Origin of the sequence: uncultured Methylibium sp. (genome assembly GCF_902826655.1) — a bacterium.
GTDB lineage: Bacteria > Pseudomonadota > Gammaproteobacteria > Burkholderiales > Burkholderiaceae_C > Methylibium.
On sequence record NZ_CADEFR010000034.1, the window covers coordinates 23,399 to 39,081 of the forward strand.

The following is a 15,683-nucleotide window of genomic DNA, read 5'->3' on the forward strand; positions in this document are numbered from 1 at the left end:
GACGAGCCATGCATCCCCGCCCAGCGCCGCGCGTGCCCGCGGAAGGCGAGCTCGAGGCCATCGAGACCGCCAGCCGCGACGAGATCGCCGCGACGCAGCTGCAGCGCCTGCGCACGACGCTGGCGCGCGTCTACGAGCACGTGCCGCACTATCGCCAGGCCTTCGACGCGAAGGGCGTGCATCCCTCGGACCTGAAGTCGCTGGCCGACCTGGCGAAGTTCCCGTTCACCACCAAGGCCGACCTGCGGGCCCACTATCCCTTCGGCATGTTCGCGGTGCCGCGCCAGCAGGTGGTGCGCGTGCATGCCTCCTCGGGCACGACCGGCAAGCCGACGGTGGTGGGCTACACCCAGGGCGACATCGACCGCTGGGCCGCCCTGATGGCGCGCTCGATCCGCGCGTCGGGCGGGCGGGCCGGCGACATGGTGCACATCGCCTACGGCTACGGCCTCTTCACCGGCGGCCTGGGCGCGCACTACGGCGCCGAGCGTCTGGGCTGCACCGTGGTGCCGATGTCGGGCGGGCAGACCGAGAAGCAGGTGCAGCTGATCCTCGACTTCAAGCCCGACATCATCATGGTCACGCCGAGCTACATGCAGGTGCTGATCGAGGCGATGCAGAAGCAAGGTGTCGACCCGCGCGGCACCTCGCTGCGCACCGGCATCTTCGGCGCCGAGCCCTGGACCGAGGCGATGCGCGCCGAGATCGAGACCCAGGCCGGCATCGATGCGGTCGACATCTACGGCCTGTCCGAGGTGATGGGCCCCGGCGTGGCCAACGAGTGCATCGAGTCCAAGGACGGCCCGGTGATCTGGGAGGACCATTTCTATCCCGAGATCATCGACCCGCTGACCGGCGAGGTGCTGCGCGATGGTGAAGAAGGCGAACTCGTCTTCACGACGCTGACCAAGGAAGCCTTCCCGGTCATCCGCTACCGCACGCGCGACCTGACGCGGCTCTTGCCGCCCACCGCGCGCAGCATGCGCCGCATGGGCAAGATCGTCGGTCGCAGCGACGACATGCTGATCATCCGCGGCGTCAACGTCTTCCCGACGCAGATCGAGGAGCTGATCCTGAAGGACGGCCGCCTGGGCGGGCAGTACCAGCTGGTCGTCGGCAAGGAAGGGCCGCTCGACACGCTGGAGGTGCGCTGCGAGCGCCAGCCGCAGCGACCCGAGTCCGAGGCCGCCGAGGCGGGCCGCGCGCTGCAGGAGCGCATCAAGACGCTAATCGGCGTCAGCGCGAGCGTCAGCGTGCTGGCCCCCGACGCGATCGAGCGCACGCTCGTCGGCAAGGCACGACGGGTGATCGATCAGCGCCCCAAGGGCTGAGCGACCAGCGACCGAAAGCCCGAGTCGCCGGGCGAGGCCAGCCGTACACTTCGCCGGCCCTCTGCCCGTAGCTCAACTGGATAGAGCACCAGCCTTCTAAGCTGGGGGTTACAGGTTCGATTCCTGTCGGGCAGGCCAGCTTCGGCCGCGCAGATGACCGCCAGATAACCGCCGGATTGCCCCGAACTGACGGTCGGGGCCTGCGCGTAAGTTGCACCGTTCCTTGTCGAGTTAGTGGTGTCGCGGCACGTCGCCTGCGATCACAACGACAAGGAACGAGACATGCATCACCGACCCGCCGCCCCGCTGCGTGGAACGCTCGCGACCCTCCTGGCCCTGGCCTTCAGTGCCGGTCCCGCGCTGGCGCAGTCCGACAAGCTGTCGGACCTCGAGGCCAAGATCGATGCGCTCGACTCGCAGCTGAAGGACTTGAAGCGGCAACAGGAGCAGGTCAAGGCAGCCGCGCCCGCCGAGGGGCAGGCCGTCACCGGCGGAGCGACCCCGGGTTCGTTCAGGCTGCCCGGCTCGCGCACCTCGGTCACGCTCGGGGGCTATGCCAAGCTCGATGCCATCTACAGCTCGCGCAGCGCCGGCGTGGCGCAACAGGGCGACCAGTTCCTCTTTCCCAGCCAGATCCCTGTCGGAGCGGCCGCCGGTGCCAACGAGCGCGAGCAGGTCACGCTGCACGCGCGGCAGAGTCGCTTCTTCTTCCGCACGAGCACGCCTTCGGCCTGGGGCGAGGTCACGAGCCTGGTCGAAGGCGACTTCTTCGGCGCCGACGGCAACGAGAGCGTCAGCAACAGCCACGCGCTGCGGCTGCGCCATGCCTACGGCTCGGTCGGCAACTTGTCGGGCGGCCAGTTCTGGACCAACTTCCTGAACGAGGCCGCCTATGCCGAGACGCTGGACTTCGGTGGTCCGGTGGGGCAGATCTTCGTGCGCCAGGCGCAGGTGCGCTGGACGCAGCCCTTCGCCGGCGGCGACTGGTCGGTGTCGGCCGAGAACCCCGAGTCCGTGGTGGCGCTGCCGGGTTCGGCGACGCTGTTCAGGGCCGACGACGACAAGCTGCCGGACTTCACCGCCCGCGTGCGCTTCAACACCGGCGTCGGCCGCTACTCGCTGCAGGCGCTGATCCGCAACATTCGCGCCGATTCCGCCGCTGCACCGGCCGTCGCGGCGCAGAAGTCGGGCGGTGCGATCGGCATCGCCGGCATCGTGCCGACCTTCGGCCAGGACGACTTCCGCTTCAACGTGAATGCGGGCAATGTGATCGGCCGCTACCAGGAGCTGGGCTTCTTCGCGGACGGCATCGTCAACACGGCCGGCGAGATCGAGCTGGCCGACGTCGTCAGCGGCTACGCCGCCTACCGGCACTTCTGGGCGCCGGGGCTGCGTTCGTCGCTGGTGGTGTCGGCGGCGCGCGCGAAGAACCCGACGGGCAGCTTCGGCGGCCTCAACCGGCGTTCCGAGTCGGCGCACCTGAATCTGATCTGGAGCCCCGATCCCAAGGTCAATCTCGGCGCGGAGTACATCCACGCCAAGCGCGTGGTCGAGGACGACCGCTCGGGCAGCCTGAACCGCTTGCAGCTCTCGGCGCAGTACTCGTTCTGAACCATCGAGCCGGAAGCGACGCCCGCCAACGGCGCCGCCTTCCTTTCGAGGCTCGCGCCGACGGCGCGGGCCTCGCCTTTCTTCCTTTCGGTCCGGGCCGCAGCGCGGTACGAGCCTAGTCGAGCGCGACGCGCGGCGCGACGCCGCGCATCAGGCGCTCGGCATCCTCGTCGAAGCGGAAGGCCTTCAGGAAGTCGTCGACGCCGTAGCCGGGCCGCTGGCGCCGTACCGACGCCGTCAGCGTCCGGGCCTCGGCGACGCGCCCGGCCAGCGCCAGGCTGTGGGCCGCGAAGCTGACGACGTGCACGTGGGCATTGGGCCGGGCCGCGGCCTTCATGGCCCAGTCGGCCGCTTCCTCGTGGCGGCCCAGGCGCATCAGGGCCATCGCGCGCGAGGCCAGCATCGCGAACAGCATCGGGTCGAAGGGGCTGAGGTCGCGCGAATGGTCCGAGGCGCGGATCGCGGTGCGCGGATCGCCCGACTGCGCGTGCACGAAGGCCAGCGTGTAGTGGCCGAGCGCGAAGTTGGGGCTCAGCGCGACGGCGGTGTCCAGCTCGGCCAGCGACTCGCCGATGCGGCCGCGCAGCCATTGCGCGCGGCCCAGCGCCCAGTGGCTGGCCGGGTCCAGGTCGTCGGCCAGCAGGCCCTGGGACGCGCTGCGGTAGGCGGCCTCGACGGCCGGCTCGCGGTCGGACCAGCCGAGGAAGGCGTCCTGGAAGTGCGTGAACGACAGCCCGGCATAGGGCCGCGCGAAGCCCGGGTCCAGGCGCACGGCCTGCTCGAAGTAATGGCGCGCCTGCACGTTGTCGTCGCCGTTGAAGCGCACCATGTGCCACAGCCCGCGGTGGTAGGCCTCCCAGGCGTCGAGCGAGTTCGGCGCCTTCAGGATCGCGCGATTGCGCTCGGCGACCTCGATCTGGCTGGCGATGGAGCCGACGATGCGGTTGCCGATCTCGTCGAGTACCTCGAAGGGATCGCCGAGCCGGGTCGCGAAGACCTCGGCCCAGACGATGCGGCCGCTGCGCGTGTCGGCGAGCTGCACGTTCACGCTGACCTGGCCGGCGTCGCGCCGCAGCGAGCCGCTGGCGACGTAGTCGACGTCCAGCGCGCGGCCGGCGTCCTCGGCACCGACGTTGCGCGCATCGAGCGCGAACACCGTGCCCTGGGCGATCACGAACACGCTGCGCAGCTTGGCCAGCCGCGTGATGACGTCGTGCACCAGGCCGTCGGCCAGCCCGCCGCGCGCCGCGACGCCGCGCGCCTGCTCGGCGAAGGGCATGACCGCGATCGAGGCGCGGCGCTGCAGCGCGGGCGCGACGGCCTCCGCGATGGCGATCGCCGGGACCGGGTCGGGCACCTGCAACACCTGCGCCGTCAGGCCCGGCGCATGCCGCAGGCGCGCGGCCCGCCAGGCGTGCCCGAGCGGCGCCCAGTCCTGGCCCTCGGCTTCGAACTGGCGCGCGGTGGCGGCCAGGTGCTCGTCGCCCTCGCGCAGGCGGCCGCGTCGCGCCAGCGCGTCGAGCATGGCCTCGTGGGCGCGGCGCTCGAACGGGGCGAGCTGCAGCCACTGCTCCAGCACGGCGAGGGTCTCGTCGTCGGTCGGATCGAGCATGCGCGTCAGCTGCTCGAGGATCGCGATGCGCGCCGCGCGGTAGTGCCGCCGGCGCCCGATCAGCCAGGCGCTCCAGGGCGTGCTGCGCTCGATGTCGACGCCTTCGAGGAAGTCGCCGCCGAAGCCGGCCGCCAGGGTTCGCAAGCTCCCCGCGTCGAGCGTCGCCGGCCCGGCGTGCAGCGCGGCGTCGATCGCCAGCACGTCGACGGCCAGACCCTCGCGGTCCAGCCGCAGCGCGTCGCCTTCGGCCAGCAGGCGCGGCCGGCCGGGGGCGTCGAGCAGCGCGCGCGCCTTGCTCAGGGCCCAGCGCAGCTCGCCGCGCGGGTCGTTCGGCAGGTCCCACAGCAGCTCGCACAGCTGGCGGCGCGCCACGGCCTGGGGGGTCAGCGCCAGGTAGGCGATCAGCGCCCGCACCTTGCGCGACGGCGGCAGCGCCACCGGCCGCCGGCCGCGCGACAGGGTCAGAGGGCCCAGCAGATTCAGCTGCAGGTCGGATTCAACGGGCATTTCCACGATGGCTTCCATGCCAGGTACCACGCAAGGCACCGACAGTTTCGGACAGCGGCCGACCGCCCCGGCGCATCGCCGCCCCCCTAGAACCCAAGGAGCTTCAGCATGAATGCATTGTCCGCCACCCAGGCGCCCGCCAAGCCGGCCGCCGCCCCTGATTTCGCCGCGATCAAGACCCGCCAGCAGGCGGCCTGGTCGTCCGGCGACTACGCCATCGTCGGCACCACGCTGCAGATCGTCGGCGAGACGCTGTGCGAGTCGCTCGACCTGCGCGCCGGCGAGCACGTGCTCGACGTCGCCGCCGGCAACGGCAACGTCTCGCTGGCGGCCGCACGCCGCTGGTGCGAGGTCGTGTCCACCGACTACGTGCCGGCGCTGCTGGCCCGCGGCCGCGAGCGTGCCGCCGCCGAGCACCTGGAGATCGAGTTCCGCGAGGCCGACGCCGAGGCGCTGCCCTTCGCCGACGCCGGCTTCGACGCCGTCGTCTCGACCTTCGGCGTGATGTTCACCCCCGAGCCGAAGCGCGCCGCCGCCGAGCTGCTGCGCGTGTGCCGTCCCGGCGGCCGCATCGGCCTGGCCAACTGGACGCCCGAGGGCTTCATCGGCCAGCTGTTCAAGACCATCGGCAAGCACGTGCCGCCGCCGGCCGGCGTCGAGTCGCCCGCGCTGTGGGGCACGCGCGACCGCATCGAGCAGCTGTTCGGCACGCAGTCGGTCGCGATCCGCACCGAGACGCGGCAGTTCTGCTTCCGCTACCGCTCGCCGCAGCACATGCTGGACATCTTCCGCGGCTACTACGGCCCGGTACTCAAGGCCTTCGCGGCGCTCGACGCGGCCGGGCAGGAAGCCCTGGCCGACGACATCCTGGCCCTGATCGCGCGCTTCAACCGTGCCAAGCACGGCGCGATGGTCGTCGCCAGCGACTACCTCGAAATCATCGTCACCAAGCGCTGAAGCGCCAAGGAGCAGAGCATGATGATCCACTTCCAGAGAATCCGCTGGCTGGCCCCCGTGCTGGCCCTCTTCGCGGCGCAGGCCCAGGCCGACGCCATCACCGACTGGAACCAGAAGGCCGGCGAGCTGATCGCCGACGCCAAGCTGGGCACGCCGCCGGCCGTGCGCGTGATGGCGGTCGTGCAGACCGCCGCGCACGATGCGGTGCAGGGCGCGCAGCGGCGCAAGCCGTCCGATCCGGCGGCCGTCGACGCCGCGATCGCCGCAGCCAACCGCGCGACGCTGGTCAAGCTGCTGCCGGCCCAGGAGGCCGGGATCGCCGCGGCCTACCAGGCCGCGCTGGCGAAGATCGCCGACGGTCCCGCGCGGGCGGCCGGCATCGCCGCCGGCGAGGAAGCCGCCGCCGCGGTGCTGGCGGCACGTGCCGGCGACAGCGTCAGTGCGCCCGACAGCTTCCGGCCGCGCGCCGTGCCGGGCGGCTACGTGCCGACCGCCGCGGTCGCGGCCTCGCAGTGGCCACAGCGCAAGCCCTGGCTGATGTCCGGTGCCGCGCAGTTCCGGCCGATCGCCCCGCCGGCCCTGACCAGCGCCCGCTGGGCCCGCGACTACAACGAGATCAAGGCCCTGGGCGGCAAGGACGGCTCGCAGCGCAATGCCGAGCAGACCGACATCGCGCGCTTCTGGGAGTACTCGCTGCCGGCGATCTACCACGGCGTGGTGCGCTCGGTGGCCCTGGCGCCGGGACGCGACGTGGCGCGCAACGCACGCCTCTACGCCGCGGTGGCCCAGGCGATGGACGACGCGATGATCGCGGTGTTCGACGCCAAGTACCACTACAACTTCTGGCGTCCGGTGACGGCGATCCGCAACGGCGATGCCGACGGCAACCCGGCCACCGCACCCGAGGCCACGTGGGCGTCGTTCATCGATACGCCGATGCACCCCGAGTACCCCAGCGCGCACAGCATCCTGGCCAGCTCGGTCGGCACGCTGCTGCAGGCCGAGGTCGGCGCGGCGGTGATGCCCGAGCTGTCGACGGCCAGCCCGACCGCCAAGGGCGCGACGCGGCGCTGGAAGAAGGTCGAGGACTTCATCCAGGAAGTCGGCGACGCGCGCATCTACGACGGCGTGCACTTCCGCTTCTCGACCGAGGTCGGCACGGCGATGGGCCGGCAGATCGGTGAACTGGCGGCCGCGCGGCACCAGCTCGCGGTCGTGCCGGTGCAGGTCGAGCTGCAGCCGAAGGAGACGCCGCGCTTCGTCGAGCGCGTCTCGGCGCGCGGGGTGCAGGTCTACGAGTGCCGCAGCGGTGGCGCCGCGGCGCCCGGCTGGGTCTTCGTCGCGCCCGAGGCGCTGCTCTACGACGCGCGCGGCGACGAGGTCGGCAAGCACGATGCCGGCCCGCACTGGGCGGCGGCCGACGGCAGCCGCATCGTCGGGCAGGTCCAGGCGCGCGCCGAGGCGCCGGTCGGCGGGGCGATCCCCTGGCTGCTGCTGCAGGCCCGCTCGGTCGGGACCGAGGGGCGATTCGCCGACGTGACCAGCGTGCAGCGCGTCAACACGCTGGGCGGCACCGCGCCGGCGCGCGGTTGCGACACCGCGAGCCTGGGCGCGACGGCCCGCGTGCCGTACACGGCCGACTACGTGCTGTTCGCGTCCTGAGCCGCCGGGAGCCCGCGATGCCGCTCTTCCAGCACGGCGAACTGCAGGTCGACTGCGAGGTGGCGGGCGACGGCCCGCCGGTGATCCTGGTCCACAGCTCGGCCGGCAGCAATCGGCAGTGGCGCAAGCTGTCGGCGCTGCTGGCCGGCCGCTGCCGGGTGCTGGCGCCCAACCTGCGCGGCTGCGGCGGCAGCACGCCGTGGACCGCGGCGCGGCGCCAGACGCTGGCCGATGCGGCCCAGGTCGTGATGGCGCTGTGCGCCTCGCTCGACGGGCCCATCCGCCTGGTCGGGCACTCCTGGGGCGGGGCGGTGGCCTTGTGGGCGGCGCGCGCGCTCGGCCCGCGGGTCTCGCACCTGGCGCTGCACGAACCGATGCTGGCCGGCCTGCTGCACGCGCACGAGGACCCGACGGCCGGCGACGTCGTGGCGCTGCACGCCGACGTGCGGCGCCACGGCGCGGCCGGCGACTGGCTCGCGCTCGGCCGGCGCTTCACCGACTACTTCAACGGCGACGGCAGCTGGGACGCCAGCACCCCCGAGCGCCGCGAGGCGATCGCCGCGGCGCTGCCGCCCAACGTGCACGAATGGCAAGCCTGCGCGCAGCCGATGCGTGCGGACAGCTTCGACGGCATCGCGGCGCGCTGCCTGTTGCTGCGCGGGCCGCAATCGCCGAGGGCGCTGCGCGCGATGACCGAGCTGCTGCGGCAGCACTTCGCGCACTGGCGGCTGGAGGATCTGCCCGAAGGCGGGCACATGGCGCCGCTGACGCATGCGGAGGTCTTCAACCGGCGCGTCGTCGACTTCCTGGAGTTGCCGGTGCCGACGAGGGTGCCCGTGCCGATGAACGCGTAAGGTCTTGCCTGCGCCAGCGACCGACCGGCTGACGCCGGTCGCGGACCGGACATCCCGCAGCGGGAGCCTCGGGCTTGCCGCGAGGGCCACAATGCCGGTCCACCCGGGCCGCGGAGGCGCACTTGAAGATCGTTCAGGCACTCAGGACCGAGGGCGATCCCGTGATCGCCGATGCGCGCGACGCGCTGCGTCGTCGCATCGCGGCCGTGCGGGCGCGCTCGCTGGCGATCGCCGCGCCGCTGGGCGCCGAGGACCAGTGCGTGCAGTCGATGCCCGACGCGAGCCCGACCAAGTGGCATCTCGCGCACACCAGCTGGTTCTTCGAGACGGTCGTGCTGCAGCCGCACGAGCCCGGCTATCGCGTGCACGACGCGCGCTACGCCTTCCTCTTCAATTCGTACTACGAGTCGCTCGGTCCGCGCCATCCGCGGCCGCAGCGCGGACTGCTGACGCGGCCGACGCACGACGAGGTGCAGGCCTACCGCCGGCACGTCGATGCAGCGCTCCTGGCCTTCGTCGTGCGCGCCGACGCGGCGACCTGGGCCGCGGCCGCGCCGCTGATCGAGCTGGGCTTGCAGCACGAGCAGCAGCACCAGGAGTTGATGCTGACCGACGTCAAGCACCTGCTGTCGCTCAACCCGCTGAGGCCGGCCTATGCGGCGACGGCGCCGGACGGCATTGCGCTGCATCCGGCCGCGATCGCCGACGGGCCGATGCGCTGGGTCGATCGCGCCGACGGCATCGTGCAGATCGGTGCGGCCGATGGCCCGGCCTTCGCCTTCGACAACGAGCGGCCGCGGCACCGCGTGCTGCTGCCGGCGCATCGCATCGCCGAGCGCCCGGTGAGCTGCGCCGACTACCTGGAGTTCATGGCCGACGGCGGCTACCGCCGGCCCGAGTTGTGGCTCAGCGACGGCTGGGCCGCCGTGCAGTCCGAGGCCTGGCGTGCGCCGCTCTACTGGAGCGAGGCCGAGCCGGCCGGCTGGCAGGTCCACGGCCTGCAGGGCCTGCGGCCGCTGCGCCTCCACGAGCCGGTGTGTCACCTGAGCTTCTACGAGGCCGCGGCCTATGCCGCCTGGGCCGGTGCGCGCCTGCCGACCGAGGCCGAGTGGGAGTCGGCCGCGGCGCAGGGCCTGCTGACGGCCACCGGCGAGGTCTGGGAGTGGACGCGCTCGTCCTACGACCCCTATCCGGGCTTCGAGCCGCTGTCCGGCGCGGTGGCCGAGTACAACGGCAAGTTCATGATCGGCCAGCTGGTGCTGCGCGGCGGCAGCTGCGCCACGCCGCGGGGCCATGCGCGACCGAGCTATCGCAACTTCTTCCCGCCCGGCGCGCGCTGGCAGTTCTCGGGCCTGCGGCTGGCGAGGGATGCAGGATGACGGGGCCGCAGCGGCTCGTCCATCCCGCAGCGGCCGCCAGTGCGTCCGTGGTCAGCAGCGACTTCGCTCGCGAGCTGCTCGCCGGCCTGGCGCGGCGGCCGCGCAGCGTGGCGCCGAAGTTCTTCTACGACGCGGCCGGCTCGGCGCTGTTCGACCGCATCTGTGCGCTGCCCGAGTACTACCCGACGCGCACCGAGCTGGCCCTGCTGGCCGCGAAGGCCGGCGAGATCGCGGCCTGCATGGGCGCGGACGCCGAGATCGTCGAGTTCGGCGCCGGCTCCAGCCGCAAGATCCGCGTGCTGCTCGAGGCGCTGAAGCGCCCGCAGCGTTTCGTGCCGATCGACATCTCGGCGGACCACCTGCAGGGCGCCGCGTCCGCGCTGCGGCGCGACTTCCCCGGCCTCGAGGTGCTGCCGATCGGCGGCGACTTCACGCGGCCGCTGGCACTGCCGGCGCCGCTGGGCCGGCCGCGCGTCGGCTTCTTCCCGGGCTCGTCGATCGGCAACTTCACGCCCGACGAGGCGGTGGCCTTCCTGCGCCAGGTGTCGGAGCTGCTGCGCGGCGGCGGGCTGCTGGTCGGCGTCGACCTGGTCAAGGACCCGGCGCTGCTGCACGCCGCCTACAACGATGCGGCCGGCGTCACCGCGGACTTCAACCTCAATCTGCTGGCGCGCGCGAATCGCGAGCTGGGCGCCGACTTCGACCTGGCCGCCTTCGCGCACTACGCGTTCTACGCGCCGCAGCGGCAGCGCATCGAGATGCACCTCGTCAGCCGGCGCGAGCAGCGCGTGCACTGCTGCGGCCACGACTTCGACTTCGCCGAGGGCGACGCGATCCACACCGAGAACTCGTACAAGTACAGTGTCGACGGCTTCCGCGCGCTGGCTTCGCAGGCCGGCTACGAGCCGGGGCCGGCGTGGATCGACGCGCAGCGGCTGTTCAGCATCCACTGGCTGGCGCTGCCCGCCTGACGCAACCCGATGGAAGGCAGCAAGGCATGAAGGCAGTCTGGAACGGCGTCGTGATCGCCGAGAGCGACGACACCGTCGTGATCGAAGGCAACCACTACTTCCCCGAGAGCGCGCTGAAGCGCGAGTACGTCGTCGGCAGCAACCACCGCACGATGTGCTCGTGGAAGGGCCAGGCGAACTACTACTCGCTGCTGGTCGACGGCGAGCTGAACCCGGACGCGGTCTGGTACTACGCCGATCCGAAGGAAGCCGCTGCCGAGATCAAGGGCCGCGTCGCCTTCTGGAAGGGCGTGAAGGTGTCGTGACCCGGGTCTCGTTCAGGCGACCGCCACCGGGATCTTGCCGATCTTCGCCTGCCATTCCGCGGGGCCGGTCTGGTGCACCGAGCTGCCGGTCGAGTCGACCGCCACCGTCACCGGCATGTCGGTGACCGAGAACTCGTAGATGGCTTCCATGCCGAGATCGGCAAAGCCGACGACCCGCGCCGACTTGATCGCCTTGGCCACGAGGTAGGCCGCGCCGCCGACGGCCATCAGGTAGGCCGACCTGTGCCTGCGGATCGCCTCGATGCCGGCCGGGCCGCGCTCGGCCTTGCCGATCATGCCGATCAGGCCGGTCTGGGCCAGCATCATCTCGGTGAACTTGTCCATGCGCGTGGCGGTGGTCGGGCCGGCGGGGCCGACCACCTCGTCGCGCACCGGGTCGACCGGGCCGACGTAGTAGATGACGCGGTTGCTGAAGTCCACCGGCAGCGTCTCGCCCCTGGCCAGCATGTCCTGGATGCGCTTGTGCGCGGCGTCGCGGCCGGTCAGCATCCTGCCGTTGAGCAGCAGCGTGTCGCCGGGCTTCCAGCTCGCGACTTCCTCGCGCGTCAGGGTGTCGAGGTTGACCGACTTGCTCTTGTTGTAGTCCGGGGCCCACTTCACGTCGGGCCACAGGTCCAGCGAGGGCGGATCGAGGTAGGCCGGACCCGACCCGTCGAGCACGAAGTGCGCGTGGCGCGTCGCCGCGCAGTTGGGGATCATCGCGACCGGCTTGCTGGCGGCATGCGTCGGGTACATCGCGATCTTGACGTCGAGCACCGTCGTCAGGCCGCCCAGGCCCTGGGCGCCGATGCCCAGCGCGTTGATCTTGTCGCACAGCTCGATGCGCAGTTCCTCGGTCTTGTTCTGCGGGCCGCGTGCCTTCAGTTCGTGCATGTCGATGTCGCCCATCAGCGACTCCTTGGCCATCAGCATCGCCTTCTCGGCGCTGCCGCCGATGCCGATGCCCAGCATGCCCGGCGGGCACCAGCCGGCGCCCATGGTCGGCACGGTCTTGAGCACCCAGTCGACCAGCGAGTCGCTCGGGTTGAGCATCACGAACTTGCTCTTGTTCTCGGAGCCGCCGCCCTTGGCCGCGACCTGCACATCGACGGTGTTGCCGGGCACCACCGTCATGTGCACGACGGCCGGCGTGTTGTCCTTGGTGTTCCTGCGCTCGAAGTGCGGGTCGGCCACGATCGAGGCGCGCAGCTTGTTCTCGGGGTCGAGGTAGCCGCGGCGCACGCCTTCGTTCACGGCGTCCTCGATCGATCCGGCAAAGCCCTCGAAGCGCACGTCCATGCCGATCTTCAGGAAGACGTTGACGATGCCGGTGTCCTGGCAGATCGGACGCCGGCCCTCGGCGCACATCTTCGAGTTGGTGAGGATCTGCGCGATCGCGTCCTTGGCCGCGACGCTCTGCTCGGTCTCGTAGGCGCGCGCGAGGTGGGCGATGTAGTCGGCCGGGTGGTAATAGCTGATGTACTGCAGCGCGGCAGCGATGCTCTCGACGAAGTCGGCGTGGCGGATCGTGGTCATGGCGGTTCCGGGAGGCTGGAGGCGGCGCGGGAACCTTCGGGGCCTCGCGCGGGTCTGGCAACAGGGCCTGGCGGCACGGCCCCAAGCGCGAATTTTAATGAACCGGGAGGCTCCTCTTGATCGGCAGCATCCGTCGCTTCATCGCCTCCGAGTCCGCCGGCGGCGTCGTCCTGGCCCTGGCGGCGATCGCCGCGCTGGGGGTCAGCAACTCGGGCCTCGGCGAGACCTACCAGCGCTTCGTGCAGATGCCGGGCGAGCTGCGCATCGGCGATGCGCTGCTGCTGTCCAAGCCGCTGCTGCTCTGGGTCAACGACCTGTGGATGGCGGTGTTCTTCTTCCTGGTCGGGCTGGAGGTCAAGCGCGAGCTGCTGGCCGGCGAGCTGGCGTCGCTGCGGCAGGCCCTGCTGCCGGCCGGCGCGGCGCTGGGCGGCATGCTCGTGCCGGCGCTGATCTACGCGGCCTTCAATGCCGGAGATCCGGTCGCGCTGCGCGGCTGGGCCATTCCCGCCGCGACCGACATCGCCTTCGCACTGGGCATCCTGATGCTGCTGGGCTCGCGGGTGCCGGCCTCGCTCAAGGTGTTTCTCACTGCCGTCGCGATCATCGACGACCTCGGTGCGATCCTCGTGATCGCGCTCTTCTACACCGCAGACCTGTCGCTGGCCATGCTGGGCGGTGCCGTGGTCGGCGGGGCGCTGCTCGTCGCCTTGAATCGCGCGCGGGTGATGCAGGTGGGGCCCTACGTCGCCGTCGGCCTGCTGATCTGGGTCTTCGTGCTCAAGTCGGGCGTGCACGCGACCCTGGCCGGCGTGCTGACGGCCCTGGCGATCCCGCTGCGCGGCGCCGACGGACGTTCGCCTCTGGAGACGGCCGAGCACGCGCTGCATCCCTGGGTGGCCTTCCTGGTGCTGCCGATGTTCGCCTTCGTCAATGCCGGGGTGGTGCTGGACGGCGTCGGCCTCGACACGCTGGGCCAGTCGGTGCCGCTGGGCATCGCCGCCGGCCTCGTGCTCGGCAAGGCGATCGGCGTCTTCGGCAGCTCGATGCTGCTGATCCGCTACGCCGGCGCCGAGCTGCCGGCCGGCGCGAGCCGCTGGCAGTTCTTCGGCGTGTGCCTGCTGTGCGGCGTCGGCTTCACGATGAGCCTGTTCATCGGCGCGCTGGCCTTCGACGGCCAGGGGCCGGACTACGACACCCAGGTCAAGCTCGGCGTGCTGGGCGGCTCGCTGGTCGCCGGGGTGCTGGGCACCCTGGTGCTGCTGCGCGCGCCCCGGGCTCAGTGAGCCTGGCTGCCGGCCGGCGCCGACCCGGACATCAGCCGGTCGGTGTAGGCGATGGCCATCGCCGACAGCAGGAAGGTGATGTGGATCGCGGTCTGCGCGATCAGCACCTTGTCGGTGTAGTTGGCCGCATTGATGAAGGTCTTGAGCAGGTGGATCGAGCTGATGCCGATGATGGCGGTGGCCAGCTTGACCTTCAGCACCGAGGCGTTGACATGGCTCAGCCACTCCGGCTGGTCGGGGTGGCCTTCGAGGTTCATGCGAGAGACGAAGGTCTCGTAGCCGCCGACGATCACCATGATCAGCAGGTTGCTGATCATCACCACGTCGATCAGCGCCAGCACCACCAGCATGATGATGGTCTCGTTGAGCGCAGTGGTCTCCACGCCCGTGTAGCCGATGCTCTTGATCAGCGCGGTGACGGCGGTCTGGCTGCCGAAGGCGGCCTCGATCAGGTGCCACAGCTCCAGCAGGAAGTGCCAGACGTAGACGCCCTGGGCCGCGATCAGGCCGACGTAGAGCGGCAGCTGCAGCCAGCGGCTGGCGAAGATCAGGTTGGGCAGGGGGCGGAGCTTGGCGGTGCTGGGATCGGGGATCTGGGCCATGGCGGGGTACCGGTCGGGGAGGGCGGATTCTAGTGAAGCGCTCCGCGGCCAGCGGCGAACCTGCCGGGCGAACAGCGGGAGCGTGTCGTTGTGGCGCAGCGTGGGACGACCCGGCTAGTGACTGTCCGCAATGGTCGCGGCGCGGCGGCTCGCGCTACATTGCGCCGAGTCGTTGGCGTGCCGTCTGCAGTAAGGGCTTCGTAAGAGCGCCTGCTTATGGTGCACCGCACAACAATCGAGGAGACGAGCATGAGTGAGTCGAAGGTCTATTCCCCGCCGTCGGCACTCGTGGCCGGCGCCCACGTTTCGGGCATCGCCGCCTACGACAAGCTGGTGGCCGAGTCCGAAGCCGACTACGCCGGCTACTGGGCCCGCCTGGCCCGCGAGTTCGTGAGCTGGAAGCAGCCGTTCACGAAGTCGCTGGACGAGTCCGGTGCGCCGTTCTTCAAGTGGTTCGAGGACGGCACGCTCAACGTCTCCTACAACTGCCTGGATCGCCACGTCGAGGCGGGCCGCGGCGACCGCATCGCCATCGTCTTCGAGGCCGATGACGGCAAGGTGACCCGGGTCAGCTACCGCACGCTGCTGGAGATGACCTGCCGCATGGCCAACGCGCTGAAGGCGCGCGGCGTGAAGAAGGGCGACCGCGTCGTCATCTACATGCCGATGAGCATCGAGGGCGTGGTCGCGATGCAGGCCTGCGCCCGCATCGGCGCGACCCATTCGGTGGTGTTCGGCGGCTTCTCGGCGCAGAGCCTGCGCGACCGCATCAACGACGCCGGCGCGGTGATGGTCATCACCGCCGACGAACAGGCGCGCGGCGGCAAGGCGCTGCCGCTGAAGGCCATCGTCGACGAGGCGCTGGCGCTGGGCGGCTGCGAGACCATCCGCAACGTCATCGTCTACAAGCGCACCGGCGGCAAGATCGCCTGGGACGGCACGCGCGACCGCTGGATGGCCGAGGAGACGGTCGGCCAGGCCGCCACCTGCGAGCCGGAGTGGGTCGGCGCCGAGCACCCCCTGTTCCTGCTGTACACGTCGGGCTCGACCGGCAAGCCCAAGGGCGTGCAGCA

General features: G+C 71.2%; 13 protein-coding genes and 1 tRNA gene. 11 read left to right on the top strand and 3 right to left on the bottom strand.

What is annotated here, in order from left to right; all coding sequences use genetic code 11:
* Positions 1 to 8: 8 nt before the first annotated feature.
* From paaK to QZV97_RS13850, 3 genes are all read left to right on the top strand, one after another.
* Positions 9 to 1,331, top strand: a complete 1,323-nt coding sequence (paaK, locus tag QZV97_RS13840) for a phenylacetate--CoA ligase PaaK (RefSeq protein WP_295643112.1) — start codon at positions 9 to 11, stop codon at positions 1,329 to 1,331.
* Between the two features lie 61 nt (positions 1,332 to 1,392).
* Positions 1,393 to 1,469 (top strand) — tRNA-Arg (locus QZV97_RS13845).
* 144 nt (positions 1,470 to 1,613) lie between these two features.
* Positions 1,614 to 2,942: a DcaP family trimeric outer membrane transporter gene (locus tag QZV97_RS13850; protein ID WP_295643115.1), complete on the top strand. Its 1,329-nt coding sequence runs from the start codon at positions 1,614 to 1,616 to the stop codon at positions 2,940 to 2,942.
* A gap of 115 nt (positions 2,943 to 3,057) precedes the next feature.
* On the opposite strand, the gene QZV97_RS13855 is transcribed toward QZV97_RS13850, so the two are convergent.
* Entirely contained in the window at positions 3,058 to 5,061 is a 2,004-nt protein-coding gene (locus QZV97_RS13855; RefSeq protein WP_295643145.1) for a transcriptional regulator, read from the bottom strand.
* A gap of 108 nt (positions 5,062 to 5,169) precedes the next feature.
* On the opposite strand from QZV97_RS13855, the gene QZV97_RS13860 reads away from it, so the two are divergent.
* The 6 genes from QZV97_RS13860 to QZV97_RS13885 all read left to right on the top strand — a co-directional run bounded on the left by QZV97_RS13860 (position 5,170) and on the right by QZV97_RS13885 (position 11,189).
* Positions 5,170 to 6,018, top strand: coding sequence for a class I SAM-dependent methyltransferase (locus tag QZV97_RS13860; RefSeq protein ID WP_295643118.1), 849 nt, complete (start codon positions 5,170 to 5,172; stop codon positions 6,016 to 6,018).
* An 18-nt stretch (positions 6,019 to 6,036) separates the two neighbouring features.
* On the top strand, positions 6,037 to 7,680 hold the full coding sequence (locus QZV97_RS13865; protein WP_295643121.1) for a DUF3455 domain-containing protein: 1,644 nt from the start codon (positions 6,037 to 6,039) through the stop codon (positions 7,678 to 7,680).
* Between the two features lie 17 nt (positions 7,681 to 7,697).
* The gene (locus tag QZV97_RS13870; RefSeq protein WP_295643124.1) at positions 7,698 to 8,534 is read left to right on the top strand and encodes an alpha/beta fold hydrolase; all 837 of its coding nucleotides are present in this window, start codon (positions 7,698 to 7,700) and stop codon (positions 8,532 to 8,534) included.
* Between the two features lie 161 nt (positions 8,535 to 8,695).
* Complete coding sequence (gene egtB / locus QZV97_RS13875) at positions 8,696 to 9,913, top strand: ergothioneine biosynthesis protein EgtB (RefSeq protein WP_295643148.1); 1,218 nt, start codon at positions 8,696 to 8,698, stop codon at positions 9,911 to 9,913.
* Complete coding sequence (gene egtD, locus QZV97_RS13880) at positions 9,910 to 10,884, top strand: L-histidine N(alpha)-methyltransferase (RefSeq protein WP_295643127.1); 975 nt, start codon at positions 9,910 to 9,912, stop codon at positions 10,882 to 10,884. Before egtB ends, egtD begins: the two co-directional genes overlap by 4 nt.
* A gap of 26 nt (positions 10,885 to 10,910) precedes the next feature.
* The gene (locus tag QZV97_RS13885) at positions 10,911 to 11,189 is read left to right on the top strand and encodes a DUF427 domain-containing protein (protein ID WP_295643130.1); all 279 of its coding nucleotides are present in this window, start codon (positions 10,911 to 10,913) and stop codon (positions 11,187 to 11,189) included.
* Between the two features lie 12 nt (positions 11,190 to 11,201).
* Here the strand turns inward: QZV97_RS13885 and QZV97_RS13890 are convergent, their stop codons facing one another.
* Positions 11,202 to 12,725: a fumarate hydratase gene (locus tag QZV97_RS13890; RefSeq protein WP_295643133.1), complete on the bottom strand. Its 1,524-nt coding sequence runs from the start codon at positions 12,723 to 12,725 to the stop codon at positions 11,202 to 11,204.
* 116 nt (positions 12,726 to 12,841) lie between these two features.
* On the opposite strand from QZV97_RS13890, the gene nhaA reads away from it, so the two are divergent.
* Positions 12,842 to 14,008: a Na+/H+ antiporter NhaA gene (nhaA, locus tag QZV97_RS13895; protein WP_295643136.1), complete on the top strand. Its 1,167-nt coding sequence runs from the start codon at positions 12,842 to 12,844 to the stop codon at positions 14,006 to 14,008.
* Here nhaA and QZV97_RS13900 read toward each other — a convergent pair.
* Positions 14,002 to 14,610, bottom strand: coding sequence for a YqhA family protein (locus tag QZV97_RS13900; RefSeq protein ID WP_295643139.1), 609 nt, complete (start codon positions 14,608 to 14,610; stop codon positions 14,002 to 14,004). The two genes, nhaA and QZV97_RS13900, sit on opposite strands and share 7 nt — an antisense overlap.
* 249 nt (positions 14,611 to 14,859) lie before the next feature.
* Here QZV97_RS13900 and QZV97_RS13905 point away from each other — a divergent pair.
* Positions 14,860 to 15,683, top strand: an 824-nt coding sequence (locus QZV97_RS13905; RefSeq protein WP_295643142.1) for an AMP-binding protein, incomplete at its 3' end; no start/stop codon positions are given.

Coding starts and splice junctions, on each gene's coding strand:
- paaK (WP_295643112.1), top strand. CDS start 9: ATGCATCCCCGCCCAGCGCCGCGCGTGCCCGCGGAAGGCGAGCTCGAG.
- QZV97_RS13850 (WP_295643115.1), top strand. CDS start 1,614: ATGCATCACCGACCCGCCGCCCCGCTGCGTGGAACGCTCGCGACCCTC.
- QZV97_RS13855 (WP_295643145.1), bottom strand. CDS start 5,061: ATGCCCGTTGAATCCGACCTGCAGCTGAATCTGCTGGGCCCTCTGACC.
- QZV97_RS13860 (WP_295643118.1), top strand. CDS start 5,170: ATGAATGCATTGTCCGCCACCCAGGCGCCCGCCAAGCCGGCCGCCGCC.
- QZV97_RS13865 (WP_295643121.1), top strand. CDS start 6,037: ATGATGATCCACTTCCAGAGAATCCGCTGGCTGGCCCCCGTGCTGGCC.
- QZV97_RS13870 (WP_295643124.1), top strand. CDS start 7,698: ATGCCGCTCTTCCAGCACGGCGAACTGCAGGTCGACTGCGAGGTGGCG.
- egtD (WP_295643127.1), top strand. CDS start 9,910: ATGACGGGGCCGCAGCGGCTCGTCCATCCCGCAGCGGCCGCCAGTGCG.
- QZV97_RS13885 (WP_295643130.1), top strand. CDS start 10,911: ATGAAGGCAGTCTGGAACGGCGTCGTGATCGCCGAGAGCGACGACACC.
- QZV97_RS13890 (WP_295643133.1), bottom strand. CDS start 12,725: ATGACCACGATCCGCCACGCCGACTTCGTCGAGAGCATCGCTGCCGCG.
- QZV97_RS13900 (WP_295643139.1), bottom strand. CDS start 14,610: ATGGCCCAGATCCCCGATCCCAGCACCGCCAAGCTCCGCCCCCTGCCC.